We start from the raw sequence: 25977 nt of genomic DNA, 5'->3' as shown, positions 1-25977 counted from the left end.
CGAGAGCAGAAGAGGAGCGGACGCACCCCGTGGCCGACACGAATGACAAGAAGAGCCGGAAGAAGCCGGGCGAATACGGTGCCGAGTCGATCAGCATCCTCGAAGGTCTCGAAGCAGTCCGCAAGAGGCCCGGCATGTACATCGGCTCCACGGGTGAGCGGGGCCTCCACCATCTGATCTGGGAGGTCGTCGACAACTCGGTCGACGAGGCCATGGCGGGTTATGCCAGCAAGGTCGACGTGACGCTCCTCGAGGACGGCGGCGTCGAGGTGATCGACGACGGTCGTGGAATCCCGACCAGCATGCACGCGACGGGCGTGCCCACCGTCGAGGTCGTCATGACCCAGTTGCACGCCGGTGGCAAGTTCGACTCCGACGCATATGCGGTGTCCGGCGGTCTGCATGGCGTCGGCATCTCGGTGGTCAACGCCTTGTCGACCAAGGTCGAGTTGGAGATCAACTACGGCGGCTACCACTGGGAACAGACGTACAACTACGCGAAGCCCGGCCCGCTGATCAAGGGCGACGCCACCCGCAAGACCGGGACCACGGTGCGCTTCTGGGCCGATCCCGAGATCTTCGAGACGACGACGTACAGCGCCGAGACCGTGGCGCGACGTCTGCAGGAGATGGCCTTCCTCAACAAGGGCCTCACCATCACGCTCACCGATCGTCGACCCCAGACCGCAGCCGCAGATGCTGTCGTCGAGGGTGACGAGGATACGGCCGAGAAGCCCAAGACCGCCGAGGAGGAGACCTCCGCTCCGGCCGTCAGCAAGCCGCGGACCAGGACTTATCATTACCCGGACGGTCTCGTCGACTACATCAAGCACCTCAACCGCACCAAGACCCCGATCCACCAGTCGGTGATCGGGTTCACCGCGAAGGGTCCCGGACACGAGGTCGAGATCGCGATGCAGTGGAACTCCGGATACTCGGAGTCCGTCCACACCTTCGCGAACACGATCAACACGCATGAGGGCGGTACTCACGAAGAAGGTTTCCGCGCCGCGCTGACGTCGACGGTCAACAAGTACGCGCTCGACAAGAAGCTCCTCAAGGAGAAGGACGGCAAGCTGACCGGCGACGACATCCGCGAGGGTCTCGCAGCTGTCATCTCGGTGAAGGTCGCCGACCCCCAGTTCGAGGGACAGACCAAGACCAAACTCGGCAACACCGAGGTGAAGAGTTTCGTGCAGCGGACGTGCAACGAGCACCTCGGACACTGGTTCGAAGCGAATCCGGCCGAAGCCAAGATCATCGTGAAGAAGGCCGTCGACTCCGCCCAGGCGCGTATGGCTGCCCGCAAGGCGCGAGAGCTGGTGCGTCGCAAGACCGCGACAGATATCGGTGGCCTTCCCGGCAAGCTCGCCGACTGCCGCAGCAACGATCCCACCAAGTGTGAGGTCTACATCGTGGAGGGCGACTCCGCAGGCGGCTCGGCCAAGTCCGGCCGCGACTCGATGTACCAGGCGATCCTGCCGATCCGCGGAAAGATCATCAACGTCGAGAAGGCTCGCATCGACCGTGTTCTGAAGAACACCGAGGTGCAGTCGATCATCACGGCTTTCGGTACCGGTATCCACGACGAGTTCGACCTCGCCAAGCTCCGGTATCACAAGATCGTGCTCATGGCCGACGCCGACGTCGACGGTCAGCACATCTCGACGTTGCTGCTGACCCTGCTGTTCCGCTTCATGAAGCCCCTCATCGAGAACGGGCACGTCTACTTGGCGCAGCCCCCGCTGTACAAGCTGAAGTGGCAGAAGCGCGAGCCGGAGTTCGCATACTCCGACCGTGAGCGTGACGGTCTGCTCGAGGCAGGCAAGGAAAAGGGTTGGAAGATCAACACCGACGACGGCATCCAGCGGTACAAGGGTCTCGGTGAGATGAACGCGAAGGAACTCTGGGAAACCACCATGGATCCCGCTGTGCGCGTGCTCCGACAGGTCACCCTCGACGACGCAGCTGCCGCGGACGAACTCTTCTCCGTGCTGATGGGCGAGGACGTGGCCGCGCGCCGCAGCTTCATCGCCCGCAACGCGAAAGACGTTCGCTTCCTTGACGTCTGACGCATCTCTCACGTGAGTGAGGGACGCGCGACGTCTACCCATAGATTCGAAAAGGATGACAGATGACTGACACCACACTCCCGCCGAGCGGGGGAGCGGGCGATCGCATCGAGCCGGTCGATCTCGGCCAGGAGATGCAGAACAGCTACATCGACTATGCGATGAGCGTGATCGTCGGTCGCGCACTACCCGAGGTGCGTGACGGGCTCAAGCCCGTCCACCGCCGGCTGCTCTACGCGTCCTACGACGCCGGCTTCCGCCCCGACCGTGGATACGTGAAGTCGGCGAAACCCGTTGCGGAGACGATGGGTAACTACCATCCGCACGGTGACAGCGCTATCTACGACGCCCTGGTGCGCCTCGCACAGCCGTGGTCGATGCGCTATCCACTCATCGACGGCCAGGGCAACTTCGGTTCCCGCGGTAACGACGGCGCCGCAGCCATGCGGTACACGGAGGCCCGCCTCACACCGCTCGCGATGGAGATGCTGCGCGACATCGACGAGGAGACAGTCGATTTCACGCCGAACTATGACGGCAAGACCAACGAGCCCACGGTTCTTCCTGCGCGCATTCCAAACCTGCTGATCAACGGGTCCGGCGGTATCGCCGTCGGTATGGCCACCAACATTCCGCCGCACAACCTCAACGAGGTTGCCGACGCAGTGTTCTGGGCGCTGGAGAATCCCGAGGCCGACGAGGAGACGACCCTCGCAGCGTGTATGGAGGCCATCAAGGGACCCGATTTCCCCACGGCCGCACTGATTGTCGGCAGTCAGGGTATCCGCGACGCCTATATGACAGGTCGCGGCAGCATCCGTATGCGCAGTGTCGTCGACATCGAGGAGAACAAGGGCACCACAACCCTCGTCGTCACCGAGCTGCCCTACCAGGTCAACCCCGACAACCTGATCGCGTCGATCGCCGAACAGGTCAACGAGGGAAAACTCAAGGGAATCAGTCGAATCGAGGACCAGTCGTCGGACCGCGACGGCATGCGCATCGTTGTCACGCTTCGCCGTGACGCCGTCGCCAAGGTCGTGCTGAACAACCTCTACAAGCACAGCCAACTGCAGACGAGCTTCGGCGCCAACATGCTGTCCATCGTCGACGGCGTGCCGCGCACGTTGCGACTCGACCAGATGATCCGGCTGTATGTGGCGCACCAGATCGACGTCATCGTGCGTCGGACCCGGTACCGGTTGCGCAAGGCCGAGGAGCGCGCCCACATTCTGCGCGGACTGGTGAAAGCCCTTGACGCCCTTGATGAGGTCATCGCACTCATCCGTGCGTCGGCGAACACCGACGAGGCGCGACAGGGCCTGATCGGGCTCCTCGAGATCGACGAGATCCAGGCCGACGCCATCCTCGCAATGCAGCTGCGTCGATTGTCTGCCCTCGAGCGACAGAAGATCATCGACGAGTTGGCCGAGATCGAGCTCGAGATCGCCGACCTCAAGGACATCCTCGAGAAGCCCGAGCGTCAGCGCGCGATCGTGCGCGACGAGTTGAAGGTCGTCGTCGAGAAGTTCGGCGACGAGCGTCGCACCAAGATCATCGCCGCCGACGGGGACGTCACCGACGAGGATCTGATCGCTCGCGAAGACGTCGTCGTCACCATCACCGAGACCGGGTACGCCAAGCGCACCAAGACCGACCTGTATCGCAGTCAGCGACGCGGCGGCAAGGGTGTGCAGGGCGCCGGACTCAAACAAGACGACATCGTCAAGCACTTCTTCGTCAGCTCCACGCACGACTGGATCCTGTTCTTCACCACGAAGGGCCGCGTCTATCGGGCAAAGGCCTATGAGTTGCCCGAGGCCAACCGCACCGCCCGCGGTCAGCACGTCGCCAACCTGCTGGCTTTCCAGCCGGAGGAGCGCATTGCACAGGTCATCCAGCTCAAGACCTATCAGGATGCGCCGTATCTGGTGCTCGCGACCCGCAACGGCCTGGTGAAGAAGTCCAAGCTCGAGGACTTCGACTCCAATCGTTCCGGCGGTATCGCGGCGATCAACCTGCGTGGCGAGGACGAGTTGGTCGGTGCACAGTTGTGCAGCTCCGACGACGATCTGCTGCTGGTGTCCCAGAAGGGGCAGTCCATCCGGTTCCACGCCGACGACGAGACACTGCGACCGATGGGTCGTCAGACCTCCGGCGTCCAGGGCATGCGCTTCAACGGCGATGACGAACTGCTCTCGCTGAACGTCGTGCGCGAGGGCACGTACTTGTTGGTCGCGACGTCCGGCGGCTACGCCAAGCGCACGCCGATGGACGACTACCCGGTCCAGGGCCGTGGCGGCAAGGGAGTGCTGACCATTCAGCACGACCGCAGGCGCGGCGAGCTCATCGGCGCGATCATCGTCGACGACGATTCGGAGCTGTACGCGATCACCTCCGGTGGTGGTGTCATCCGCACAGCGGCCAAGCAGGTGCGCAAGGCAGGGCGACAGACCAAGGGCGTCCGTCTGATGAACCTCGACGAGGGCACCACGGTCATCGCCATTGCACGTAATGCGGACGAACCCGAAATCGACAGCTCGGAGTAACGGCTCACCGCGGCGTGACGTTGCAACTCCGCGGTGAGAGGTTCAGCCGACGAGCGCGGTTCACCCGTTAGTGTGGTGTGCAACGCCAGCCTCGTTGTGCTCGGTGACCCCGCTGTGTTCGACAGCGCGGTGTGGTCAGCGAAGTGCAGTTGGTTGGAAGTGCACGCGTAATGGAGTGAGGAATACGAGTGAGCACACCGAACGACCCGGACGACAAGACGTCGACGACCGGCCGGCCCGCGGGGCCCACTGACTCCGGTAATCCCGGTGGGGCGGCGCGGTCGTCGGGTCCGGGTTCTTCGGGCGCGCAGTTGTCGGGATCCCCGAAGACAGAACCCGTCGCTCATCCGTCCATGCCGTCGAAGGATCATGGCCCGGTCGGAGGTCCCACGCAGCGCGGTCTGGTTCCGCCGTGGCAGCGCGGCGGAGTACCCCCGCAGGCGGGTAAGCCCCAGGGCGGCAATCCGGTCGCCGGGTCAGGTGCAGCGCCGGTCAACGGGCAGTCGAGTGGCCCTGCGCAGGGGCCCAACGGACGCAGCGGACCGCCGCGTGGCCAGGTGAGCTCCGATCCCGCGTCGGGTCAGGCCCCGGTCACGAAGCTGGGCAACACGCCTCGGCCGTCGGCGCCGAATCGCCCCGGGGACTCCGGCACGGGCGCTCGCACCGGATTCGTCGAGTCTCCGACGCGGACGATCGTGCGGGATCCCTCCGAGGACGATCAACTGCCCGACCTCGACGAGATCCACCACACCGCGGAGGTCCGCCAGCCCGCCGAGGCTGTCGCAGCGCCGGCCCCACGGTCGGCGCCGGCGCAGGTCGGTCCGGCAACAGCACTGCGTGCCGCGGTCCAGGTCCGTCGTATCGACCCGTGGGCCACATTCAAGATAAGCGCGGTGCTCTCGATCGTCGGTTTCTTCGTCTGGATGATCGCCGTGGCCGTGCTGTACCTGATCCTCGACGGCATGGGTGTGTGGGATCAGATCAACAGCTCGTTCGGCACACTGGTGACCGCGGACGGGTCGTCGAGCGAAGGCGACATCATCGGGGCGGGCACGATCTTCGGTTACGCGGTGCTGCTCGGCGCGATCAACGCGATTCTGCTGACAGCCCTCGCCACGGTCGGCGCCTACATCTACAACCTCTGCGCCGACCTCGTCGGCGGCGCCGAGGTGACTCTCGCCGACCTGGATTAGCTCACGTTTCGCCGGTCGCCGTCCTAGCGTGGTCGCGTTCCAAGCAACCGCTCTGACCAGCCGTTTTGGTTGTTGGTGACCTCGTCGGGTAACCTCAATCCTCGGTTCACGGGCCTATAGCTCAGGCGGTTAGAGCGCTTCGCTGATAACGAAGAGGTCGGAGGTTCAAGTCCTCCTAGGCCCACTGCGAGTGGTTGACTTGCTTCAGCCCTTTTTCGCAACCCACGCCGGGTGATCTCGGCACGGGGCCTTAGCTCAGTTGGTAGAGCGCTGCCTTTGCAAGGCAGATGTCAGGAGTTCGAATCTCCTAGGCTCCACAGTTCAATTCCAGAAATGTCCCCGTTGATCGCCGAGCGCAATGCAGGCTTGGCGCCCCGGACTTCTCCGAGAGCGCGATCTCGACCGGATCCGCGCATCCGCAGCCGTCGTTTCACCGCCCCGTGCCCGTGTAGCAGCGTCGTTCGTCACGGCGGTCACACGGCAGAGGACAGCGTCGTCGACATCGAGCCGGGAAGTGGCTGTCAGCACGTACTCTCATCGCATGCATTTCGAGGACGTGTTCAACGGTGTCGCCGTGGGGTTCGAGGCGATAGGCGCGCTGACCATGGTGGTCGGGTTCGTCATGTCGCTGGTGCTCGCAGTCCGAGCGCTACGGCGTGGCGAGGGTGGCCAGATCGCGTATTCGACGCTGCGCAACACCCTTGGTGCCGCGATCCTGTTGGGTCTCGAGGTTCTCGTCGCCGCCGACCTGATCCGGACGATCACCTCCAAACCGTCCATAGAGGATGCGGTGATCCTGGGGATCATCGTGCTCATCCGGACCGTGCTGTCGATGTCGATTCAGATAGAGATCGAAGGCGTGGTTCCGTGGAAACGCGCACTGCTGACCAGTGGCGCGTCGGTCGCAGGACGAGAACTGGCACGTGACGCGGCCGCGCAGGCCGCGTCACGCACGCGCACCGACTAGAGTCGCGCGGCCGCGTACTGCGCAGCCTGGACGTTCATCCCATTCACGCCATAGAGGACATGTAGTGCGTTCGGTTGGCCGACGGGTGCACCGTCGCATACGACATCACCGGGGATGCAGTACGTGACGGTCTTCGGTCGGTACCGCGGCCCGACATTCATCTCGGGTGCGCCGATGTCGCGAATCCAGCGATCCGACGGCGGCGCGAACAAGACGACGGCCTTCACGCGCGGCTCGACCGACTCGGGCATGGGCTTGGGAGCCTGGGAGGCGTACTCGGCGTAGCGGGCGGGCACTGCGATCCCACTGTTCGCCGCGTAGGCGGCGACGGCAGCGCCCTGCGAGTAGCCACCGAGCACGATCCCGGTGTTCGGACAGCGAGCCGCGGTGGCCTTGATGTGGTCCTGTGCCGCGGTGATGCCGTCGACGACGTTGCGTACGAAGGCAACGCGATTGTTGAAGTTATTGCTGGCCGGGTAGTCGACTCCGTACACCGACACCGTCTTGCCCGGTAGTTGGCTGCGCAGCGCCTGCGCGAACGACAAACCCGTCAGTCCGACCGGGGGTGCCGTTTCGGCGGTCCCGCGCGCGAACACCACCTCGACGTCGGGGCACGGAGCTGCGGCGGCCTGAGGTGCGGCAACAAGAGCCCCACTTGCGGCGACGAACAACGACCCTGCGAGCACTGCAACCCGGCGTGCGGCACGCAGGGTTCTAGCAGTCGGAACACCGTGGTCCCGAGAGGTTGGTCGGTCAGAACGTGCGCGGGGAAGAGCGAACTTCGGCATGGAGATCCTTTGCGGAGGTCGTTCGCCGGCAAACGTCGAGCACAGCCGACTGTGGATGAGAGTACTCACGGTATTCGGCTGATGTGCGGCTCCGGATGGGACTGCGCGCAGATCAGACCACAAACTCGTGAGCAGGATGCCGTCGCCGCTCACCGGAAGACCCTCGACGTTCGTTCAGCCCGTCAGAACACGAAGATGAACAGATACACCAGCACCGCGACCACCGCGACCGCGATCCAGGCCCAGCCGAGGCGAATGGCGACTGTCGCGAACGGTGCGCCGTACTGTCGAGTTTTCTCGATCTCGTCGCGCGACTTGTATCCGAGGTAGATCCCGACGGGCGACGTGATACCCAGCAGCGACAACACGAAAGCCCAGATCGCTGTGCGATTCATCGTCGGCGACGACGTTGATCCTGCGGTCCGAGGCGGGGCCACGGGCTCCTCCTGGTCTTCGACACGAGAACCGATGGTCTGCCGGTTCGACGGTTCTTTCACGGCCGAGTATGCCTGGGTCGCGGATTCCGCTCGTGCAGCTTGCTGCCCACCACGGACGGAATCGTTCGACGGCTCGGGGCGCCTGGGCGGCACGAACAACTTCTGTCCAGACTGGCCGTAATCGTTTGTTTCAGAACGCTTTTCGGTCGGGTTGTCTGTGTTTGCCGACGGGTTCCGCCCCACCGGAGAGTGTGGCCCAGGCGGGCCGACAGGCCGGCCTGGTGCGCTGGTGCGGTCACCCGAGCGCGGCGGGAGCCCTGCCGGAGCGGCGGTGTTCGGGCCTCTCATGCCCGGCGGCGGGGGTAGCGGGGCGCCGGGGCGCCGGGGAGGACCACCGGGACCCGATGTGCCCGGCCTGTTCGATGGCTGTCCTGCGCCGTACGCCTGCGCAGGACCCGCGGCCCGTCCGGTACCCGGTGGCTGTCCCTTGCCTGCCGGCTGTCGGGGGCCGGTGTGGGGGCCTCGCGAGGGCTGCCGCTGCGACGGCGGCCCGACCTGCCAACCCGGTCGAGGCCCCGCATTCGGCGGCAGTGGACGATCGGCTTGCGAGGGTTGGTCACCGTGTGGCGGGCGGGGGCCCTGCGACGGTCGCCCCTCCTGTGTCGGCCGGGACGGTCCACCGCTGGTGGGGCGAGGCGTCGACGTGTCGGCACCTGCTTTGTCCGGGGTCGCGCTCCATCCAGCTGTGCTCGACGGGCCGGTGGCACGCTCCCAGGGGGCCGGCGAAGCAGGCGCCACATCACGCTGAGGCCCCGATTCACGTGCGGCAGTGTCTCGTCCCGCCGAGTCACGCTGTGGGGTGTCTGTCGGAGGTGCCGGCCGTGGCGGCAGCGCGGATTCCGGCTGTGACGGCTTGTCAGCGGCCTGCGCATCGTCGCCCGACGCGGGAGCAGACCACCCTGACGCTCGATGCGCGCCGGACTCGCTGTCGGCGTCGTCGGCTCGGGTGTCGTCGGAGTTCACGGGTCCAAATTACCTGCACCGGTGTCGTGTGACCGCACGGACCGTCGACAACAGCGACTCGACTGCGGCTTATCCGGCGTCGGAATCCACGCTGATCGTCGTGGGCAGTTCGTCGATCCGGGGGACCGTCGCCGAGATGGGCGGCGGCTCCTGACGGCTACGCCGCACCACGACGAGAACGACGGCCACCACGGCCGAGAGCAGCACGAGTCCCCCCGCGACGGCAAGCACCTGCTTCTTCTGCATGTGCACAGCGTGCCAGTTCGCTGCGGGCGGATGCCACTTCTGACACCTGCCGCTGCTGAGGTGGTTGTATGGAGGGCGTGAGTATTGAAACGCAGACCGCGACCATCCACACCAACCGCGGTGACATCGTTGTCGACCTGTTCGGAAATCACGCACCCAAGACCGTTGCCAACTTCACCGGCCTCGCCGACGGCAGCAAGGACTACTCCGAGCCCAACGCATCCGGGGGCAACTCGGGACCGTTCTTCGACGGTTCGGTGTTCCACCGCGTCATCGAGGGATTCATGATCCAGGGTGGCGATCCGACGGGTACCGGCCGCGGTGGCCCCGGGTACCGCTTCGAGGACGAGTTCCATCCGGAACTGTCCTTCGACCGCCCGTACCTCCTCGCGATGGCCAACGCCGGGCCGGGGACCAACGGCTCGCAGTTCTTCATCACCGTCGGTCCGACGCCGCACCTGAACCGTCGCCACACGATCTTCGGTGAGGTCACCGATCCGAAGTCGCAGCAGGTCGTCGACGCGATCGCGACGACCGCCACCGACCGCGCCGATCGACCGCTCGAGCCGGTCGTCATCGAGAAGATCGAGATCAACTGAACGCACCGCAGCAACCGGCGCACACCACCCAGGTCTGCTACCGGCACCCCGACCGCCCGACCCTGCTCTCCTGCAGCAGGTGCGGGCGGTCGGCGTGTCCGGAGTGTCTCGAACCTGCCGCGGTCGGGCAGCACTGCGTCGAGTGCCGCCGTGGTGACGGCACACAGCGCGCGGCGCCGGCGGCTGTCGGCGCGCAGACGATCTCTTCGCCTGCGGTCGCTCGCAGATCACCGATCGGTACGTACGCACTGATCGCGGTCAACGTCGTGATCTTCGCACTGTGCGTGATCCAGGCGAAGTCGTTCGACGCCGGCCTCGCTCCGCTGTTCCAGCACGGGGATCTGGTCCGTGCCTACGTCGCCGACGGTGAGTACTGGCGGCTGCTCACCGCGGGTTTCCTGCACTTCACCGTCGCTCACATCGCGCTCAACATGATCTCGCTCTACATTCTGGGACGCGATCTCGAAGCCGCTCTCGGCCTGGGCCGATACCTGATGGTCTACTTCATCGCATTGTTCGGTGGAAGCGCCGCGGTGATGCTCTTCGAAGCCGCCAACGTCCGCAGCGCGGGAGCGTCGGGAGCCATCTACGGGCTCATGGGCGCAGTGCTCGTGGTGGTGCTCAAGGCTAAGGTCTCACCGACCGGGGTCATCACGATCATCGTCATCAATCTGGTGTTCTCGGTGACCATGCCGGGAATCTCCCTCGCAGCCCACGTCGGCGGACTCGTCTTCGGTGCCGCAGCAACCGCAGCGATCATCTATCTCCCGGGCGTTGTGCTGAGCCGGGAATCGCGCACCCAACAGAACGCGTCGCGCGTTGGTTGGATCGCCCTCGTGGTTCTGCTCGTCATCGCCATCGGGCTCGGTGTGGCTGCCGGCAGCTCGGTGTCGGGATTGGTCTGACGCCGACCTCGCTGAGACGCGTACTTTTTCATCGAAAACCCCTGTGGACCGCAGTTGTCCACAGGGGTTATTCACAGTGGGGATGAATTACACACATGTAATTCACTTGTTCACGCCGAGCGACGTGAAGATGAAAGCAGGCGCTCAGCGCGCGTCGTCGACGTCGAATCCGGCTCGACGGAGCTGCTCGGCCACCGATGAGGGTGTTGCGCCGAGATCCCATCGGCCGAACACATACAGCTTGGTGTCGAGTCGGAGAGCCGGGTCGTCTGGGTCGTGGGGCGGGCCGTCGTCGGGGATCACGTCGATCTCGAGCTGCCCGCTGCGTCGGCCGATGCGTCGAATGTCGAGCACCTTGATCTGCTCGATCTGCGCAGGCGCGCAGTGCCGAGTGCCGGAGAGGGTTCTGATGTGCAGGATCGGCCCCGCGCTCACCGACAGTCGTGGCCGGATCGTCCAGGCATAGGCGCCGAACCCGAGAAGCAGGATGCCCGCGAGGCACATCAGCACCATTCCGGCGGGATCCGACGCCGCGACCACACCCAGGACCACGAGCAGCGCCCCACCTACCACCAGGGCCGCAGCGGCCGAGCGGGGCGTCGACCATTCACCTGTGGACAAGTCGGCATGGTTATCCACAGGAGTTACTCACAGTGGGGATGAATTACACACATGTCATTGGCATGCGCGACGAGGTGAATACAGCTGTTGACGCAGGTCAGCGCCATCTCATCGTCATCAACAGACCGGCGACCATCAAGGCGAAACCGATGAGGAAGTTCCACGATCCGAGGTTGGCCATCCAGTGGAGAACCTGGCCCTCGCCGCCGTACGTGGTCGAACTCGCCGCGAGGTAATAGACGATCAGCCAGGCGAGGCCGAGGAGCATCAGCCCGAGCATGACGCCCACGTAGATGCTGCTGGAGGGCCCGGTCTTGACCTTCACCGGCGTACGCGACGCCGGATTGATCGTGTAATCGGTCTTCTTCCGGACTTTAGACTTCGGCATGACTTCCTCTGTTGGGTGCAGATCACTCGACACCTACGGTATCTCACCTGGTCGAGCGTGCTACCCCGCTGGTCGAGCTTGTGTTCGTTCGCGGGGCGGTCCAGAGCCCACGTCCTGGTGGTGCCCGTCGCGCCCCCGCAGGCCGGGGCCGGGCCCCCGTGCCACCGCTGGTCGGGACCAGCCTCCCAGACGCCCGGGTAATCTGTCGTCTGTGAACAAGCCCGACGATGAGTCCGCGCCAGCGCGCGGCCGTGTTCTCGTCATCGACAACTACGACAGCTTCGTCTACAACCTGGTCCAGTACTTGGGTCAATTGGGCGGCTCCGCCGCGGGACAGTTAGGCGGCTCCGCTGGTCAGTTGGGCGGCTCCGCCGCGGGGCAACCGGGCGGGCTCGACGTCACGGTGTGGCGCAACGACGATCCCGCACTGACGGACGAGAACGGCGAGATCACCCAGGAGTCGCTGCGGCAGGCGGTCGACGGATTCGACGCCGTGCTGCTGAGCCCCGGACCGGGAACGCCGCAGCGCGCGGGCGCCACGATCCCGATGGTGCAGCTGGCGGCGTCGGACGGCATTCCGCTGCTCGGGGTCTGCCTCGGACACCAGGCGATCGGTGCCGCGTTCGGCGCGACCGTCGATCGCGCCCCGGAACTGCTGCACGGCAAGACGTCTCAGGTCATCCACGACGACGATGGTGTCCTCGCCGGACTGCCGGATCCGTTCACCGCGACCCGGTACCACTCGCTCACGGTGCTCCCCGAGACGATTCCCGACGAACTCGTGGTCACCGGCCGCACCGACAGCGGCATCGTCATGGCGATGCGGCACCGCGAGCTGCCGATCCATGGGGTCCAGTTCCACCCGGAGAGTGTGCTCACCCAGGGCGGGCATCGGATGCTCGCCAACTGGCTTGCCGTCGCCGGTATCGACGTCGACGCCGGCTTGGTCGACGCGCTCGAGTCGGAGATGGCCGCCGCACTCGGGTGACGCGGGGCGCGGCAGTGTCGGTAACCCTGCCCGACGGCGCGCTCGGTCGGCGGCGTGACTAGTTCGGCAGCAAACTGAGCTGTCCGACCGTGACCGACACTGCGTCGTCGCGCGAGATCTGCGACCCGGCGGCCGGTTGCTGAGAGACGATCTTGCCTATGTCGGGACTGCCGAGCGGCACGCCCTTCGTCGACTGCGTCAGCGTCGAATCCGACCATCCGCGCGACTGCAGCGTGGCTCGTGCCTGTTCCGGGGTTTGTCCGCGCAGGTCGGGCATGGTGAACTCGTTGCCGCGTGAGACGGTCACCTGAACGGTGCTGCCCTCGTCGACGGACGTTCCCGCCGACGGCGAAGAGCTGATGACCTCGCCGACCGGGCGGTCGGAGTCACCCTGCACGACGACCATCTTCAGGTTCGACTGCTCGAGCAGACTGCGCGCCTGGTCCTCACGCATACCGACCACGTCGCGCACGGTGACCTGTCGCGGACCGCTTCCGACGTGGAGCACCACCGGACTGTTGACGGCAGCATTCGTACCCGACGCCGGGGTCGTGTTCACGACCTTGCCGTCCAGTGCGGCAGTCGAGTCGACGGTGTCGGTGCGGATGTTGGTGAACCCGAGCACCTTCAGTGCCTCGGTCGCCTCCTCGGGCGTCTTGCCCTCCATCGACGGCACCTGATGCCGCGGCGGACCCGACGACACGTACAGGGTCACCTCCGACCCGTCTGGCGCGAGCACGTTGGCACCCGGCGCCGATCGGGTCGCGGTGCCCGCCTTCACGTCGAGACTGGGCTCCTGAAGTTGTTTGACCTTGAACCCGGCGCGCAGCAGATTGTTCTCGGCGTCCTGTGACGACAGTCCACTCACCGAGGGCACCGCGATCTGACGTGCACTCTCCGTCGCCCACGGCGCCCACCAGAGCAACAGTCCGGCAAGCAGCAACACGACCGCAGCAACCGATCCGAGGATCAGACCCCGCGAGCGTCGTCGAACAGGGGTGTTGTCGGACGTGTCTCCGGGCTCGGAGCCGCCCGTACCGCCCCCGGAGCCGTCGCGGCCACTGCCGCCGCCCCCGTCACGGGAGGCCCGACGAGGCCCGGTGTCGAGGAACTCGGTACGGTCCTCGTCGGTGAGCAACAGCGGTGCGGACGGGCGGCCGCCCGCGAGTACCCGGATCAGGTCGGCGCGTAGCTCCGCGGCCGACTGGTATCGGTTCTCCTTGTTCTTGCTCATCGCCTTGAGGACGACGGAATCCAGCTCGCGTGGGATCTCCGGTCGGATCGACGACGGCCACGGCGGATCCTCGTGGACGTGTTGGTGCGCGACGGCCACGGGCGAATCCCCGGTGAACGGGGGCTCGCCGGTCATCAGCTCGAAGAGCACACAGCCCATGGAGTAGATGTCGCTGCGCGGGTCGACCTTGATGCCACGCGCCTGCTCGGGCGAGAGGTACTGGGCGGTGCCCATCACGGTCGACGTCTGCGTCATCGTCGACGTCGAATCGCTGATTGCGCGGGCGATGCCGAAGTCCATCACCTTCACCGCGCCCGCCTTGTCGATCATGACGTTGGCGGGCTTCATGTCCCGGTGCACGATCCCGTTGCGGTGGCTGAAATCCATGGCGGCGGCGACATCGGCCATCCACGTCATCGCTTGACGAGGTGAGACCGGACCGTTGGCTCGCAACACGTCTCGCAGCGTCTCGCCGTCGACGTACTCCATCACGATGAACGGCAGCGGCCCGTCGGCCGTCTCGGCTTCGCCGGTGTCGAAGACCTGGACGATCGTCGGGTGATTGAGTTTCGCCGCGTTCTGCGCCTCACGGCGGAAACGCAGATAGAACGACGGATCGCGCGCGAGGTCGGCGCGCAGCACCTTGATCGCGACGTCGCGGTTGAGCAGGAGGTCACGCGCGAAGTGCACCTCCGACATGCCGCCGAATCCGAGCGTCTCGCCCAGTTCGTAGCGGTCGGAGAGATGGTGCGGTGTCGCGGTCATCGGCTCGGCAGACAGAAGGGCGGACAGAACTGCCCGGTGACGGTCGGCGCCCCGGTGTCGCCCGCCGTCGTGGTGGGCTCCTCCGGTTCCGGTTGTGTCGTCTGTTCCTCGGTCGTCGGTTGTTCGGTCGTTGTGGGGCGTTCACGCGTCGTGGTGGTGCGCTCGCGCGTCGTCGTCTGCGGCTCCCGCCGTTCGACGGTGGTCGGCTCGGCAGTGGTGGTCTGGGTAACCGTCGTCGACGGCACCGGCGTCTGCGCCGAGCCGGAATCGAGGTTCGCCAGCCAGTAACCGATGAGTCCGATCGCGCCGAGCAGCAGCACACCGGCGATACCGGCCAGCACCTTCTGGCCGGTGGTCCATCCGTTGTTGTTACCGGGAGGCGTCGAGGTGGTCTGCGTGTACGAGGTCGGTGTACGGCCAGTTCCCTGCGCGACACCGGCGGTTCGCGCGGTCGCGGTGGGCGGCACACCGCCTGTCATCGCGCGGGTCGCACCAGTGCCACGAGCGAGAGCGGCACCACCGGCGGCCCCGGCAGCAGCGGCTCCGGCAGCACCCGCCGCACCGATCCCACCGGGCGGCGGAGGTCGACGTCCCGCGCGGACGGCGGCGACGGCATCGGCGAACTCACCGCCGTTGGCATACCGCTGCTTGGGATCCTTCGACAGCGTAATGTCGATCAGTTCACGGACCGACGCGGGGATGTTCGCCGGCAGCGGTGGCGGTGTCTCCCGAATGTGCTTCATCGCGACGGTGATCGCGCCGTCCCCGAGGAACGGTCGACGCCCCGTCAGGGCCTCGTAGCCGACGACGCCGAGCGAATAGACATCCGACGCCGCGGTCGCCTCGTCACCGGTCGCCTGCTCGGGCGAGATGTACTGGGCGGTGCCCATCACCATGCCCGTCTGGGTCACCGGGGCGGCGTCGACCGCCTTGGCGATACCGAAGTCGGTGATCTTCACCTGACCCGCGGGCGTGATGAGGATGTTTCCCGGCTTCACGTCGCGGTGCACGAGTCCGGCGCTGTGCGCGGCCTGCAGGGCGCGTCCGGTCTGCTCGAGCATGTCGAGCGTGTTGGTCAGCGACAGTCGGCCGAGTCGGGAGATGACCGAGTTCAGGGGCTCGCCGTCGACGAGTTCCATCACCAGGTAGGCCAGCGGGCCACCGCCCGCGCGGTCGGGGGTCTCGCCGTAGTCGAAGACGTTCGCGATCCCGGGGTTGTTCAGTTTGGCCGTGGTCTGCGCCTCGGTGCGGAACCGGGCGGTGAACTCGGGGTCGTCGGAGTACTCGGCCTTGAGTACCTTCACCGCGACACGACGATTGAGCCGTGTGTCGATGGCCTCCCAGACCTGTCCCATTCCGCCGGTCGCGATGAGCCTGATCAGGCGATACCGGTCGGCGATGATCGTGCCGTTCTGCAGGCTCATCGTCCACCTCCCACCAGTGAGTTGATCACAGCTCGTCCAATCGGCGCGGCAACGGTTCCGCCGACCGAATTCACACCGTAGTCGCCGTTCTCCACGATCACGGCAACGGCGATCTGCGGATTCGACGACGGTCCGAACGCGATGTACCAGGAGTACGGGGTCTCCGAGTCGCCACCCGCGCTCGTGTCGGAGTGCTCGGCCGTGCCGGTCTTCGACGCGATCGAGACCGGACCACCCGCTCCCGCGGTCGCCCGTTCCGACTCGACCATCATGCTGGTGAGCGTCGCTGCCTGGTCGGAGGTGATCGGTTCGTTGATCGTCGTCGGCTGAGTTGTGCTCAACGTGCGCAGATCTGCCGATTGCAGTTTATCCACCAGGTAGGGCTGCATCCGCACCCCTCCGTTGGCGACGGTGGCCGCGATCATCGCGTTCTCCAGCGGGGTCAGGCGCACGTCACGCTGTCCGATCGCCGACTGCGCCAGGGCCGGGCGGTCGGGGATGGCTCCGACGGTCGAATCCGCGACGGGCATCGGTATCTCCGGTCCCGACTCGTCGAGGCCGAAGCGTCGAGCGGTGTCCTTGAACTTCGACGTCGCGTCGGGCATCTTGTTCGTCACCAGATCGGCGAAGGCGGTGTTGCACGAGTACTTCAACGCCGTGGCCATCGAGACAGTGCCGCCCGACGAGTCGGGGCACGTCTCACCGCCGTAGTTCGGCAGTGAGATCGTCGTGTCGGGCAGCGGGAACTGCGAGGCAGACGTGAGTCGGACATCCTGCGACACACCGTCGCGCAGCGCAGCCGCCGACGTCACCACCTTGAACGTCGAGCCGGGCGGGTAGAGCTGGTTGATCGCCCGGTTGAGCATCGGCTCGTTGCCGTTGGGATCGTTCCACCCCGCCCATGCCGTCTCGCGTACCGACTGGTCGTGGCTGGCCAGCTTGTTGGGGTCGAAGCTGGGCGTCGAGACCATCGCCAGGATCTTGCCGGTGTTGGGCGCGATCGCGACGACCGCACCGCGACATCCGCCCTGGCAACCGTTGCGCATCTGGTTGTAGGCGACGCGTTGCAGTCGGGGGTTGATGGTCGTCACGACGTTTCCGCCACGGGGATCCCGACCCGAGAACATGTCGGTGAAGCGCTGTCCGAAGAGCCGGTCGTCGCTGCCGGAGAGGAACGAGTTCTCGTAGCGCTCGACCTCGGTGCTCCCGTATTGGTAGGAGAAGTAGCCGGTCACCGGTGCAAACGCCTCGGCGCCCTCCGGCGGATAGCTGCGCAGGAACTTGAGTCGGCTGTCGGTGGGCACCGACACGGCGATCACCTCACCGCCCGCGGTGATCGCACCGCGTTGGCGCGAGTACTCGTCGAGCAGTACACGATTGTTGCGTGGATCGGACTTCAGCGCGTCGGCTTTGAAGACCTGGACGTAGGTGGTGTTCGCGAGCAGCACCACGATCATCACGATGACCACCATGGACACCCGGCGGATCGGATTGTTCATGCCTGCCGCACCGCCTGGGTGGGTAGGGACTCGATGGGCTTGGGCGTGGGTCGACGCTTCGTCGGGTCGGGTTCACGAGCAGCGTTGGACACACGGATCAGCAGGGCGAGCAGGATGTAGTTCGCGAGCAACGACGACCCGCCGTACGAGATGAACGGTGTTGTCAGGCCTGTCAGCGGGATCAGCTTGGTCACGCCGCCGACGACGACGAAGATCTGCACGGCCATCGTGAACGAGAGGCCTGTCGCGAGGAGTTTGCCGAAGCTGTCGCGGACCGCCACGCCCGTGCGCAGGCCGCGCATCACGAAGATCAGGTAGAGCATCATCACCGCGGTCAATCCGACGAGGCCGAGTTCCTCACCGATGGTGGCGATGATGAAGTCGGTGTTGGCGAACGGCACGATGTTGGGTCGTCCGGAACCGAGGCCGGTCCCGAACAATCCTCCGGTCGCGAGCCCGAACAGGCTCTGGCCCACCTGATATCCGGTCGTGTCGAAGGTGGCGAACGGGTCCTGCCACACCTGCACGCGGACCTGCAGGTGGGGGAACAACTGGTACGCCAGTACCGCTCCTGCGGCGAACAGGGTGACGCCGATCGCGACCCAACCCGCACGGCCGGTGGCGACGTAGAGCATCGCGAGGATCGTCGAGAAGATCAGCAGCGGGCCGCCGAGGTCGTTCTCGAGAGCGAAGATGCCGATCGTCACGATCCAGGCGATGAGCAGTGGTCCGAGGTCGCGGACACGCGGTAGGTCCATACCGAGGAAGTGCTTGCCCGCCGTGGTGAACAGGTCACGCTTGGACACCAGCAGAGCCGCGGTGAAGATGATGATCAGGATCTTGGAGAACTCACCCGGTTGGATGTTGAAGATCGGGGTGCGGATCCAGTTCTTCGATCCGTTGATCTCCGACATCGACGCGGGCAGGATCGCCGGGATCGCCAGGAAGATCACACCCCCGAGACCGAGCGTGTAGGCGTAGCGCGAGAGTGTCCGGTGATCGCGGATGAAGATCAGGATGACTGCGAACGCGATCACGCCCAGCAATGCCCAGAGCAACTGCTGGTCGGCATTGTTCGTCTGCTCCGTCGGGCTGATCTCCTCACCACGCGGGCCCGACCCGAGGTCGAGACGGTGGATGAGCACGAGTCCGATCCCGTTGAGCGCAGCCACAATTGGCAACAGCACGGGATCGGCGTGCGGTGCATACCGCCGTACGACGAGATGCGCGATCGCGAACAGTGCTGTGTAGGCGGCCACGTACTTGAGCAGATCCCAGGTGAGTGACTGCTCCTGCGCGGCCTGCACGATGATCAGCGCGACCGTCATTATCCCGATGGCGAGGACGAGAAGGATCATCTCGGCGGTGCGACCGGTTTGGCGGGCGGGTTCACGTGGCGGAGCGTGCTGGGTGGCGCTCGCCTGCGGATTCGACGGGTGCGACATCTACGGTTCCCGACACGGTCCGTCGTCGAACCCCGGCTGGGCTGGCGTGGATTCGGCTGGGGTGGACGGCGGCGCCGACGTCGCAGGACTCGACGGATCGGCAAGCGGTTCGAGCGGGTACCTGGCGGGCAGCGCGGTGTTGGGCGCGGGGCTCGCAGGAGGCGGCGCGCCGGGTGTCTGTTGTCCGGGTTGGCCCGGTGTCTGGGGTGCCGGTTCGCTGGTCGACGGCGCGGGAGTGCACAGGGGAAGGAACGTCAGGCGACGCACCCGGTTGCGGGCGTCGTCGAGGTCGACCTTGCTCACCCCGAAGGTCCGCACTGTGTTCACGCTCGCCGAGTCGAGGTCGGAGAGCGCGAGTCGACGACATTCGTTCTTGTCGTCGAACGACTGGAAGCTCACCGTGGGGGCGTCGGTCGCGGCGTTGGTGACGCACACCTTCTCGGCGGCGCTACTCGATGAGAAGAACAGGATCTTGTCGGGCGAACCCTGGAAGATGGTGACCTTTCCGTTGTCCTCGCCGACGTAGTACGTGCTGCGCAGCAGTCCGCGCGTCAAGAAGAACCCCGCGATCAGCGCGGCGATCACCAGCGCGACGATCCCAGCGAAAATCCAACGGCGCCAACGGCTTTTGCGTGGCTGCGGATCGGGGTCGTCGGTGAGGATCGTCGGGCGCTGCGGTGCTGCGGCTGGTGGGCGCAGTGCCGCGGCCCTGCCGGCTGCGGTGGCGGGGTCGGGGGTATAGCTCTGTTCGGCGTCGTCGCCCGCAGCTCCGCCGACGATGGGCCGCGACTCGCCGTATTGGGTGTCGACGACGTCGGCGAGCACGACGCTGACGTTGTCAGGGCCACCGCCGCGCAGCGCGAGCTCGATGAGACGGTCGGCGCACTCCTTCTCGTCCTCGATCGAGCCCAGGGTCTCGGCGATCGTCTCTTCGCTCACCACGTCCGACAGTCCGTCGCTGCAGAGCAGGTATCGATCACCTGCGCGGGCCTCGCGGATCGTGAGGGTCGGCTCGACCTCGGTGCCGGTCAGCGCACGCATGATCAACGAACGTTGTGGGTGGGTGTGTGCCTGTTCGGCGGTGATGCGGCCTTCGTCGACGAGGGTTTGCACGAAGGTGTCGTCGCGGGTGATCTGGGTCAGCTCGCCGTCGCGGAACAGGTAACCGCGTGAGTCGCCGATGTGGGCGAGTCCGATTCTGCTGCCTGCGAAGAGGATCGCTGTCAGGGTTGTGCCCATACCGTCGAGGTCGGGGGAGCGCTCGACCTGTTCGGCGATCGCCGCGTTGCCGCGGTGGGTGGCACGGTCGAGAGCGGCGAGCAGATCGCCGCCCGGCTCGTCGTCGTCGAGGGTGCGCAGTGCCTGGATGACGAGCTGGCTGGCAACTTCGCCCGCCGCGTGGCCCCCCATGCCGTCGGCGAGTGCGAGAAGTCGGGGTCCTGCGTAGAAGGAGTCCTCGTTGTTCGCACGGACCAACCCACGATCGCTCCGCGCGATGTAGCGCAACACCAGTGTCACGGGCGCAGCTCGATCACGGTCTTACCGATGCGGATCGGTGTGTTCAGCGGGACCTTGACGGCGGTGGTGACCTTGGACCGGTCCAGGTAGGTGCCGTTCGTCGAGCCGAGGTCTTCGACGTACCAGTCGTCGCCGCGGCGCGAGAGTCGCGCATGGCGCTCGGACGCATAGTCGTCGGTCAGGACCAGTGTGGAGTCGTCGGCGCGGCCTATGAGGACCGGTTGGGTGCCGAGCGTGATGCGAGTGTTGGCGAGTGCGCCGTGCGTGACGACGAGGTAGCGCGCGGATCCCCTGGCCGTGGCGGCTTTCCGACGACGACGGTCGGCCCCGGTGTAGCGGGAGAGTGTCGAACCCGACGCCGTCGCGATGTCAGCACGGACGACGCGGATCACTGCGTAGACGAACAACCAGAGGAGGACCAGAAACCCGATACGGGTCAACTGCAGAACCAAGCCCTGCATCTGGTCCTCACCTCCCTATGCCATCTCGTCTGTGAACGTGGGTCGCGAGCCGACGCTTAGCGCGCCACAACGGATCCCGACTGCATCTTATGGGCCAGAGTCGCGATCGCCGTCATTCGGAAGTGACAGTTGTGTATCGACGCCCGGCCATCACGAGGATGCCACGGGCGTCGATCCGGCGAACGTTGCTGGTCTTGTCGGTCTTATTGGAAGCGGACGGTGATGTCCGAGTGGCCGATGCGAATCCGGTCACCGTCGGCGAGTTCCCAGCTATTGACCTGGACGTCATTGACAGTGGTGCCGTTGGTCGAGTTGAGGTCGGTGAGCATCGCGGTGCTGCCGTCCCAGCGGATCTCGACGTGTCGACGCGAGACACCGGTGTCGGGGAGGCGGAACTGCGCGTCCTGGCCACGGCCGACGACGTTGGAGCCCTCACGCAGCTGGAAGGTGCGGTTGCTGCCGTCCTCGAGAAGCAGGGTGATCGCCGCGGGAGCGTAGCCGCCGGGGTGGCCGTAGCCCTGGTCGTATCCGTAGCCGGGTTGCTGAGCGTAGCCCTGGTCGTACCCCTGCTGTGCGTAGCCCTGGTCGTAGCCCTGCTGGGGGTAGCTCTGCGCGTAGTCGTAGTCCTGCTGGCCGTAGCCGGGCTGCTGTGCGTAGCCCTGGTCGTAGCCCTGCTGGCCGTAACCCTGCTGCTCGTAGCCCTGGTCGTATCCGTAGCCGGGCTGCTGGCCCTGCGCCGGGTAGTAGCCGCCTTGTTGCCCGTAGCCGGGAGCCTGCTCGTATCCCTGGCCGTAACCGCCCTGCTGGTAGTCGTAGCCCTGCTGGGCGTACTCCTGACCGTATTCCTGCTGGCCCTGGCCGTAGCCCCGGGCGTCGTCGTAGGCGGGTTCTGCGCCTCGCCGCTGGTCGTAACCGGGATTCTGCGTCATGGCTGGGACTCCTACTTGTTGTGATGCATGTGGTTGTGGTGGCGGACCAGGTGTCGGCGGTAGCGGTTGCGGCACCTGGGGCCGACCACGTGTGGACTGTGGTGGCTGCCCGACGTCGCCAAGCTGGTCGGACGCGGTCGGAGCCGGACGTGGTCTCGCATCCGGATCGACGCGACCACGCGCACGGAAGATACCGGTGTGCAACGCGGGGGACTGGTCGAACTCTACGACGACCTTCCCATACGTTTGCCAACCATTGTCGGCGATGAAGTTCTCCAAGTGTTTGGAGAACGTCTTGCGATTCAGCTCGTACTCGGCTGCGATGTGGTCATGGTCTGTCGGGCTGAACAGCAAGGAGTAGCTGTTCGCAGCCAGGATCGTGCCGTCGCCGAGTGATTCCAGAGACTCCTCCGCCTCGCGCTGCAGACCGTTCTCGATCTCCTGCGGAGCCACCTGACCACCGAAAACGCGCGCAAAGCCGTCGTCGACAGCTCCTTCTAGTTTGCGCTCAAAGCGTTGCAGGATTCCCACCGTCGACCTCCCTTCGCAGCAGTGGTGGCGTGTCGTCGTGCATGTGACCTTGATTGATGATACCGATACTTACGGCTAACACCGTCTCAGATCAACTGCTGCACCATCAACACCAGAACTTTCAGAGGGCAGCACCAGTCGCCGTCCTCCCGCTTCCCGAGCGGGTTGGCTCGCCGGGCGCGCCTTCGCTTACTGGGCGCGTCTTCGCTTGGCGAGCCCGTCTTCGCTTGTCGAGCCCGTCGAGGCACCCCGCAGCATCGAGTTTTACATCGACGCCGCATTGTTGCTATCGTTCTCCAGTCGTCGGGCAACCCAGTTCGACGGCTTGCCCGCCGAGTCTTCGGCGGCCACGGGCGAGTGGCGGAATGGCAGACGCGCTGGCTTCAGGTGCCAGTGTCCTTCGGGACGTGGGGGTTCAAGTCCCCCTTCGCCCACCACCACGAGCAGTTCAGCTCAAGGCGGTACATGAGGTCAGGTTGCGGAAGTGCAGCCTGACCTTTTGTCGTTCCGTCTGCAGTACTCATCCGAGTTCAGTCGCGAGCCCAGCCGGCGGGTGTTGCCGTGCCGGTGGGCCATCGAGCTCGGTGATCAGATCCAGTCCACGAGTCGCCCACTCTATTTCGGAGTTGCTGCGGGCGATCATGCCCTCGTAGGTGTGTGCCTTGTACGCGATGATCCGTTCATGCTCGTGTGTGGGTCGGGCTGCGAGCCGACGAATGATCGCCGGATCTGTAGCCGCTTTGATCCCATCGCGAACAGCGGTCAGCAACTGCACCTGTGACGTGTGGTGTTCGATATGGCGGCGCAGTATCTCGCGCGCTTCATCGGGCTCCGCCCATTCGAAGTACGCCGCCTGCAGGTGATGGGCATCGCGCTCAGGTGCGAAGCCGTGCGGTGTGTTCATCCATTCCCGGAAGTCGGCAAGACCCTCCTCGGTGATCCGGTACTGGGTCTTGGTGCTGTTGGGGCCCCAGCGGACTTCCTCGCCGTCGATGAGGCCGGACTTCTGCATCTTCCGCAACTCGGGGTAGATCTGCGAGTCGGGTGCCTGCCACAAATGCCCGACCGACGCTCCGAAACGCTTTGCTGCGTCGTAACCGGTGAGTGGGCCCGCGGTGAGCAGCGCGAGAAGTGCGTAGCGAAGACTCATGTCTCCCTAGGATCGGGGGTGTGTTGCAAAACACTATATCGATAGATAGTGTGTGCGTCACATCACCGACTACCTATCAACATAGTTATTCGGCGATGATCACACAGTCACATGTCCAAGGACTTCACATGACCGATCTCGGCCCTGGCGGCGCGACCGCCAAGAACATGGCATTCCCCCTCAACGCCTGGTACGCCGCAGCGTGGGACTACGAGGTGACCTCGTCGAATCTGCTGGCCCGCAGGATTGCCGATACACCGCTGGCGTTCTATCGCACCAGCGATGGAAGACCCGTCGCACTGGCCGACGCCTGTTGGCATCGGCTCGCGCCGTTGTCGAAGGGCGTCCGAATCGGCGCGGACGAAGTGCAGTGCCCCTATCACGGATTGCGATTCAACTCTGCTGGCCGCTGTACCAAAATGCCCGCCCAGGAGACCATCAATCCCTCGGCGATGGTCACCTCGTACCCCGTCGAAGAGCGGTACCGCTACGTGTGGGTGTGGCCGGGGGACCCGACGCTCGCTGATCCTGCTGATATCCCCGACATGTTCCAGATGGACTCACCTGAGTGGGCGGGTGACGGTCGCACCATCGAGGTCGAGGCCAATTATCAACTGGTACTGGACAATTTGATGGATCTGACCCACGAAGAGTTCGTGCACTCCTCCTCGATCGGGCAGGAAGAACTCAGTGAGTCGGACTTTGAGGTCACCCACGACGACCGCACTGTCACTGTCACCCGCTGGATGCGCGATATCGACGCGCCTCCCTTCTGGCTGAAGAACATGCGCGACAAGTTCCCCGGATTCGACGGTCGTGTCGACCGCTGGCAGATCATCGAGTTTCAGGCCCCGAGCACTATCCGGATCGATGTGGGCGTGGCAAGAGCCGGGACCGGAGCGCCCGAAGGCGACCGTAGTCAGGGAGTCAACGGTTTCGTCATGAACACCATCTCACCCGTCGACGAGAAGACCGCCCTGTACTTCTGGGCATTTCAGCGAAACTACCGTCTGGAGAGTCAAGTGATCACCACCCAGCTGCGCGACGGGGTACACGGGGTCTTCGGTGAAGACGAGGCAATGCTCGCTGCTCAGCAGACCGCGATCGAGGCGAATCCGGACCACGAGTTCTACAACCTCAACATCGATGCAGGCGGAATGTGGGTGCGTCGCATCATTCAGCGCATGATCGAGAATGAGCGCACCCGGACCACCAACATCGACGCACTCACAGCAGAACCGGTGAAATGACATGGCCGACAACCAGATCGTCTGGCACAGGGGCGAGGTCATCGACGTCGGACTGGTGGCTGACGACATCGCACGGATCGTGATCTCGACCGACGCTCCACACAAGGCACCACCGGGATCCCACATCGATGTGCGTATAGACAGCGGGGACGTCCGCTCGTATTCTGTCGTCTCCGGTTCCTCCGACGGCCGCGAGATCACCCTTGGAGTCAGGCTCTCGCCCACGTCACGCGGGGGATCCCGATTCATGCACGCTCTCCGTGTGGGTGACAAGCTCGACGTCACGGCTCCGCTGCAGAACTTCGCGCTGCGCGTTGGTGCACCGCGGTACATCCTGCTCGCGGGCGGAATCGGGGTGACCGCTATGGCCGGTATGGCTGCGGTACTTCGTCGTGTGGGGGCCGACTATCGGTTCGTCTATGCCGCACGCAGCAGATCGGCGATGGCTTTTCTTCCCGAACTGCTCGCTGTGCACGGAGACCGGCTCGAGGTCCACCTCGACGCGGAGAAAACGACACTCGACGTCGCTGGTCTCGTGTCCGAAGCGGACGAGCAGACCGAGTTCTATATGTGCGGTCCCATCCGATTGATGGATGCCGTGCGCCGCAGCTGGATCGATCATCGGCTGCCCATGCCGAACCTACGCTATGAAACCTTCGGGAACAGTGGGTGGTTCAAGGCCGAGGAGTTCCTCGTGAGCGTGCCCGCACTCGGCGTCGAAACGACCGTCCGATCCGGTGATTCACTTCTCGATGCGCTCGAACGTGCGGGCGCCGACATGATGTTCGACTGCCGGAAGGGTGAGTGCGGACTGTGTCAGGTCGACATCGTCGACGTCGCGGGCACTGTCGACCACCGTGACGTGTTCTTCAGTGATGACCAGAAATCTACTGCGAAGAAGATGTGCGCCTGCGTTTCCCGTGTGGTGTGTACTGACTCCCCGGGAGCCGGCCGCCTGACCCTCGACGTGCAATGACAGCCGATACGACGCCGCG

22 protein-coding genes and 3 tRNA genes are annotated in these 25977 nt (G+C 65.2%); 12 read left to right on the top strand and 13 right to left on the bottom strand.

Features of this window, described 5'->3' with window-relative positions; all coding sequences use genetic code 11:
* The first annotated feature begins 29 nt into the window (after nt 1-29).
* The 6 genes from gyrB (at nt 30) to LK459_RS09295 (ending at nt 6781) form a co-directional block, all read left to right on the top strand.
* On the top strand, nt 30-2072 hold the full coding sequence (gene gyrB / locus LK459_RS09320) for a DNA topoisomerase (ATP-hydrolyzing) subunit B (protein ID WP_227922950.1): 2043 nt from the start codon (nt 30-32) through the stop codon (nt 2070-2072).
* 62 nt (nt 2073-2134) lie between these two features.
* Nucleotides 2135-4621, top strand: coding sequence for a DNA gyrase subunit A (gene gyrA / locus LK459_RS09315; protein WP_227922949.1), 2487 nt, complete (start codon nt 2135-2137; stop codon nt 4619-4621).
* Nucleotides 4622-4809: 188 nt separating this feature from the next.
* Nucleotides 4810-5814, top strand: coding sequence for a DUF3566 domain-containing protein (locus tag LK459_RS09310; protein ID WP_227922948.1), 1005 nt, complete (start codon nt 4810-4812; stop codon nt 5812-5814).
* A gap of 110 nt (nt 5815-5924) precedes the next feature.
* Nucleotides 5925-5998, top strand: a tRNA-Ile gene (locus tag LK459_RS09305).
* Between the two features lie 60 nt (nt 5999-6058).
* A tRNA-Ala gene (locus LK459_RS09300) sits at nt 6059-6131 on the top strand.
* 224 nt (nt 6132-6355) lie between these two features.
* A complete protein-coding gene (locus tag LK459_RS09295; RefSeq protein ID WP_007241285.1) occupies nt 6356-6781 on the top strand; it encodes a DUF1622 domain-containing protein in 426 nt (141 codons plus the stop codon).
* Here LK459_RS09295 and LK459_RS09290 read toward each other — a convergent pair.
* From LK459_RS09290 to LK459_RS09280, 3 genes are all read right to left on the bottom strand, one after another.
* The gene (locus LK459_RS09290) at nt 6778-7569 is read right to left on the bottom strand and encodes a cutinase family protein (RefSeq protein WP_227922947.1); all 792 of its coding nucleotides are present in this window, start codon (nt 7567-7569) and stop codon (nt 6778-6780) included. The two genes, LK459_RS09295 and LK459_RS09290, sit on opposite strands and share 4 nt — an antisense overlap.
* Nucleotides 7570-7751: 182 nt before the next feature.
* A complete protein-coding gene (locus LK459_RS09285) occupies nt 7752-7964 on the bottom strand; it encodes a DUF4190 domain-containing protein (protein WP_227922946.1) in 213 nt (70 codons plus the stop codon).
* 1134 nt (nt 7965-9098) lie between these two features.
* On the bottom strand, nt 9099-9275 hold the full coding sequence (locus tag LK459_RS09280) for a hypothetical protein (RefSeq protein ID WP_227922945.1): 177 nt from the start codon (nt 9273-9275) through the stop codon (nt 9099-9101).
* A 68-nt stretch (nt 9276-9343) separates the two neighbouring features.
* Between LK459_RS09280 and LK459_RS09275 the strand changes: the two genes are divergently transcribed.
* Both LK459_RS09275 and LK459_RS09270 read left to right on the top strand, forming a co-directional pair.
* The gene (locus tag LK459_RS09275) at nt 9344-9874 is read left to right on the top strand and encodes a peptidylprolyl isomerase (RefSeq protein WP_007241281.1); all 531 of its coding nucleotides are present in this window, start codon (nt 9344-9346) and stop codon (nt 9872-9874) included.
* A gap of 266 nt (nt 9875-10140) precedes the next feature.
* The gene (locus LK459_RS09270) at nt 10141-10779 is read left to right on the top strand and encodes a rhomboid family intramembrane serine protease (RefSeq protein ID WP_322590819.1); all 639 of its coding nucleotides are present in this window, start codon (nt 10141-10143) and stop codon (nt 10777-10779) included.
* 144 nt (nt 10780-10923) lie between these two features.
* Here LK459_RS09270 and LK459_RS09265 read toward each other — a convergent pair whose 3' ends face one another.
* On the bottom strand, nt 10924-11418 hold the full coding sequence (locus tag LK459_RS09265; protein ID WP_227922943.1) for a PH domain-containing protein: 495 nt from the start codon (nt 11416-11418) through the stop codon (nt 10924-10926).
* A gap of 79 nt (nt 11419-11497) precedes the next feature.
* Nucleotides 11498-11788 (bottom strand): cell division protein CrgA, encoded by a 291-nt coding sequence (gene crgA / locus LK459_RS09260; protein WP_005175908.1) that lies wholly within the window; start codon nt 11786-11788, stop codon nt 11498-11500.
* 202 nt (nt 11789-11990) lie between these two features.
* Here crgA and LK459_RS09255 point away from each other — a divergent pair, with 202 nt between their 5' ends.
* Entirely contained in the window at nt 11991-12776 is a 786-nt protein-coding gene (locus LK459_RS09255; RefSeq protein ID WP_407648790.1) for an aminodeoxychorismate/anthranilate synthase component II, read from the top strand.
* A gap of 58 nt (nt 12777-12834) precedes the next feature.
* On the opposite strand, the gene pknB is transcribed toward LK459_RS09255, so the two are convergent.
* From pknB to LK459_RS09220, 7 genes are all read right to left on the bottom strand, one after another.
* Nucleotides 12835-14775 (bottom strand): Stk1 family PASTA domain-containing Ser/Thr kinase, encoded by a 1941-nt coding sequence (gene pknB, locus LK459_RS09250; protein ID WP_227922940.1) that lies wholly within the window; start codon nt 14773-14775, stop codon nt 12835-12837.
* Entirely contained in the window at nt 14772-16199 is a 1428-nt protein-coding gene (locus LK459_RS09245; protein ID WP_227922939.1) for a protein kinase domain-containing protein, read from the bottom strand. The genes pknB and LK459_RS09245 overlap by 4 nt, the downstream gene beginning before the upstream one ends.
* On the bottom strand, nt 16196-17698 hold the full coding sequence (locus tag LK459_RS09240) for a peptidoglycan D,D-transpeptidase FtsI family protein (RefSeq protein ID WP_007241275.1): 1503 nt from the start codon (nt 17696-17698) through the stop codon (nt 16196-16198). The genes LK459_RS09245 and LK459_RS09240 overlap by 4 nt, the downstream gene beginning before the upstream one ends.
* Nucleotides 17695-19143, bottom strand: a complete 1449-nt coding sequence (locus LK459_RS09235; protein ID WP_227922937.1) for an FtsW/RodA/SpoVE family cell cycle protein — start codon at nt 19141-19143, stop codon at nt 17695-17697. The genes LK459_RS09240 and LK459_RS09235 overlap by 4 nt, the downstream gene beginning before the upstream one ends.
* Nucleotides 19144-20661, bottom strand: coding sequence for a PP2C family protein-serine/threonine phosphatase (locus tag LK459_RS09230; RefSeq protein WP_227922935.1), 1518 nt, complete (start codon nt 20659-20661; stop codon nt 19144-19146). It abuts the gene before it with no gap.
* Nucleotides 20658-21122, bottom strand: coding sequence for an FHA domain-containing protein FhaB/FipA (locus LK459_RS09225; RefSeq protein ID WP_007241272.1), 465 nt, complete (start codon nt 21120-21122; stop codon nt 20658-20660). The genes LK459_RS09230 and LK459_RS09225 overlap by 4 nt, the downstream gene beginning before the upstream one ends.
* 203 nt (nt 21123-21325) lie before the next feature.
* Nucleotides 21326-22582, bottom strand: coding sequence for a DUF3662 and FHA domain-containing protein (locus tag LK459_RS09220; RefSeq protein ID WP_227922933.1), 1257 nt, complete (start codon nt 22580-22582; stop codon nt 21326-21328).
* A 351-nt stretch (nt 22583-22933) separates the two neighbouring features.
* Between LK459_RS09220 and LK459_RS09215 the strand changes: the two genes are divergently transcribed.
* Nucleotides 22934-23019, top strand: a tRNA-Leu gene (locus LK459_RS09215).
* Between the two features lie 83 nt (nt 23020-23102).
* Here LK459_RS09215 and LK459_RS09210 read toward each other — a convergent pair.
* Nucleotides 23103-23732, bottom strand: a complete 630-nt coding sequence (locus LK459_RS09210) for a PadR family transcriptional regulator (protein ID WP_227922931.1) — start codon at nt 23730-23732, stop codon at nt 23103-23105.
* Nucleotides 23733-23860: 128 nt separating this feature from the next.
* Here LK459_RS09210 and LK459_RS09205 point away from each other — a divergent pair, with 128 nt between their 5' ends.
* Nucleotides 23861-24982 (top strand): aromatic ring-hydroxylating dioxygenase subunit alpha, encoded by a 1122-nt coding sequence (locus LK459_RS09205; RefSeq protein WP_227923641.1) that lies wholly within the window; start codon nt 23861-23863, stop codon nt 24980-24982.
* A 1-nt stretch (nt 24983) separates the two neighbouring features.
* On the top strand, nt 24984-25958 hold the full coding sequence (locus LK459_RS09200; RefSeq protein WP_227922930.1) for a PDR/VanB family oxidoreductase: 975 nt from the start codon (nt 24984-24986) through the stop codon (nt 25956-25958).
* Nucleotides 25959-25977: the final 19 nt, after the last annotated feature.

The sequence above is a fragment of the Gordonia otitidis genome, assembly GCF_020735545.1.
GTDB lineage: Bacteria > Actinomycetota > Actinomycetes > Mycobacteriales > Mycobacteriaceae > Gordonia > Gordonia otitidis.
This window is presented reverse-complemented; position numbering and strand designations above follow the sequence as displayed.

Bases quoted from the DNA above. Each gene is read 5' to 3' on its own strand.
- gyrA (WP_227922949.1), top strand. From the start codon at position 2,135: ATGACTGACACCACACTCCCGCCGAGCGGGGGAGCGGGCGATCGCATC.
- LK459_RS09295 (WP_007241285.1), top strand. From the start codon at position 6,356: ATGCATTTCGAGGACGTGTTCAACGGTGTCGCCGTGGGGTTCGAGGCG.
- LK459_RS09290 (WP_227922947.1), bottom strand. From the start codon at position 7,569: ATGCCGAAGTTCGCTCTTCCCCGCGCACGTTCTGACCGACCAACCTCT.
- LK459_RS09285 (WP_227922946.1), bottom strand. From the start codon at position 7,964: ATGAATCGCACAGCGATCTGGGCTTTCGTGTTGTCGCTGCTGGGTATC.
- LK459_RS09280 (WP_227922945.1), bottom strand. From the start codon at position 9,275: ATGCAGAAGAAGCAGGTGCTTGCCGTCGCGGGGGGACTCGTGCTGCTC.
- LK459_RS09275 (WP_007241281.1), top strand. From the start codon at position 9,344: ATGGAGGGCGTGAGTATTGAAACGCAGACCGCGACCATCCACACCAAC.
- crgA (WP_005175908.1), bottom strand. From the start codon at position 11,788: ATGCCGAAGTCTAAAGTCCGGAAGAAGACCGATTACACGATCAATCCG.
- pknB (WP_227922940.1), bottom strand. From the start codon at position 14,775: ATGACCGCGACACCGCACCATCTCTCCGACCGCTACGAACTGGGCGAG.
- LK459_RS09245 (WP_227922939.1), bottom strand. From the start codon at position 16,199: ATGAGCCTGCAGAACGGCACGATCATCGCCGACCGGTATCGCCTGATC.
- LK459_RS09240 (WP_007241275.1), bottom strand. From the start codon at position 17,698: ATGAACAATCCGATCCGCCGGGTGTCCATGGTGGTCATCGTGATGATC.
- LK459_RS09235 (WP_227922937.1), bottom strand. From the start codon at position 19,143: ATGTCGCACCCGTCGAATCCGCAGGCGAGCGCCACCCAGCACGCTCCG.
- LK459_RS09225 (WP_007241272.1), bottom strand. From the start codon at position 21,122: ATGCAGGGCTTGGTTCTGCAGTTGACCCGTATCGGGTTTCTGGTCCTC.
- LK459_RS09210 (WP_227922931.1), bottom strand. From the start codon at position 23,732: ATGAGTCTTCGCTACGCACTTCTCGCGCTGCTCACCGCGGGCCCACTC.
- LK459_RS09205 (WP_227923641.1), top strand. From the start codon at position 23,861: ATGACCGATCTCGGCCCTGGCGGCGCGACCGCCAAGAACATGGCATTC.
- LK459_RS09200 (WP_227922930.1), top strand. From the start codon at position 24,984: ATGGCCGACAACCAGATCGTCTGGCACAGGGGCGAGGTCATCGACGTC.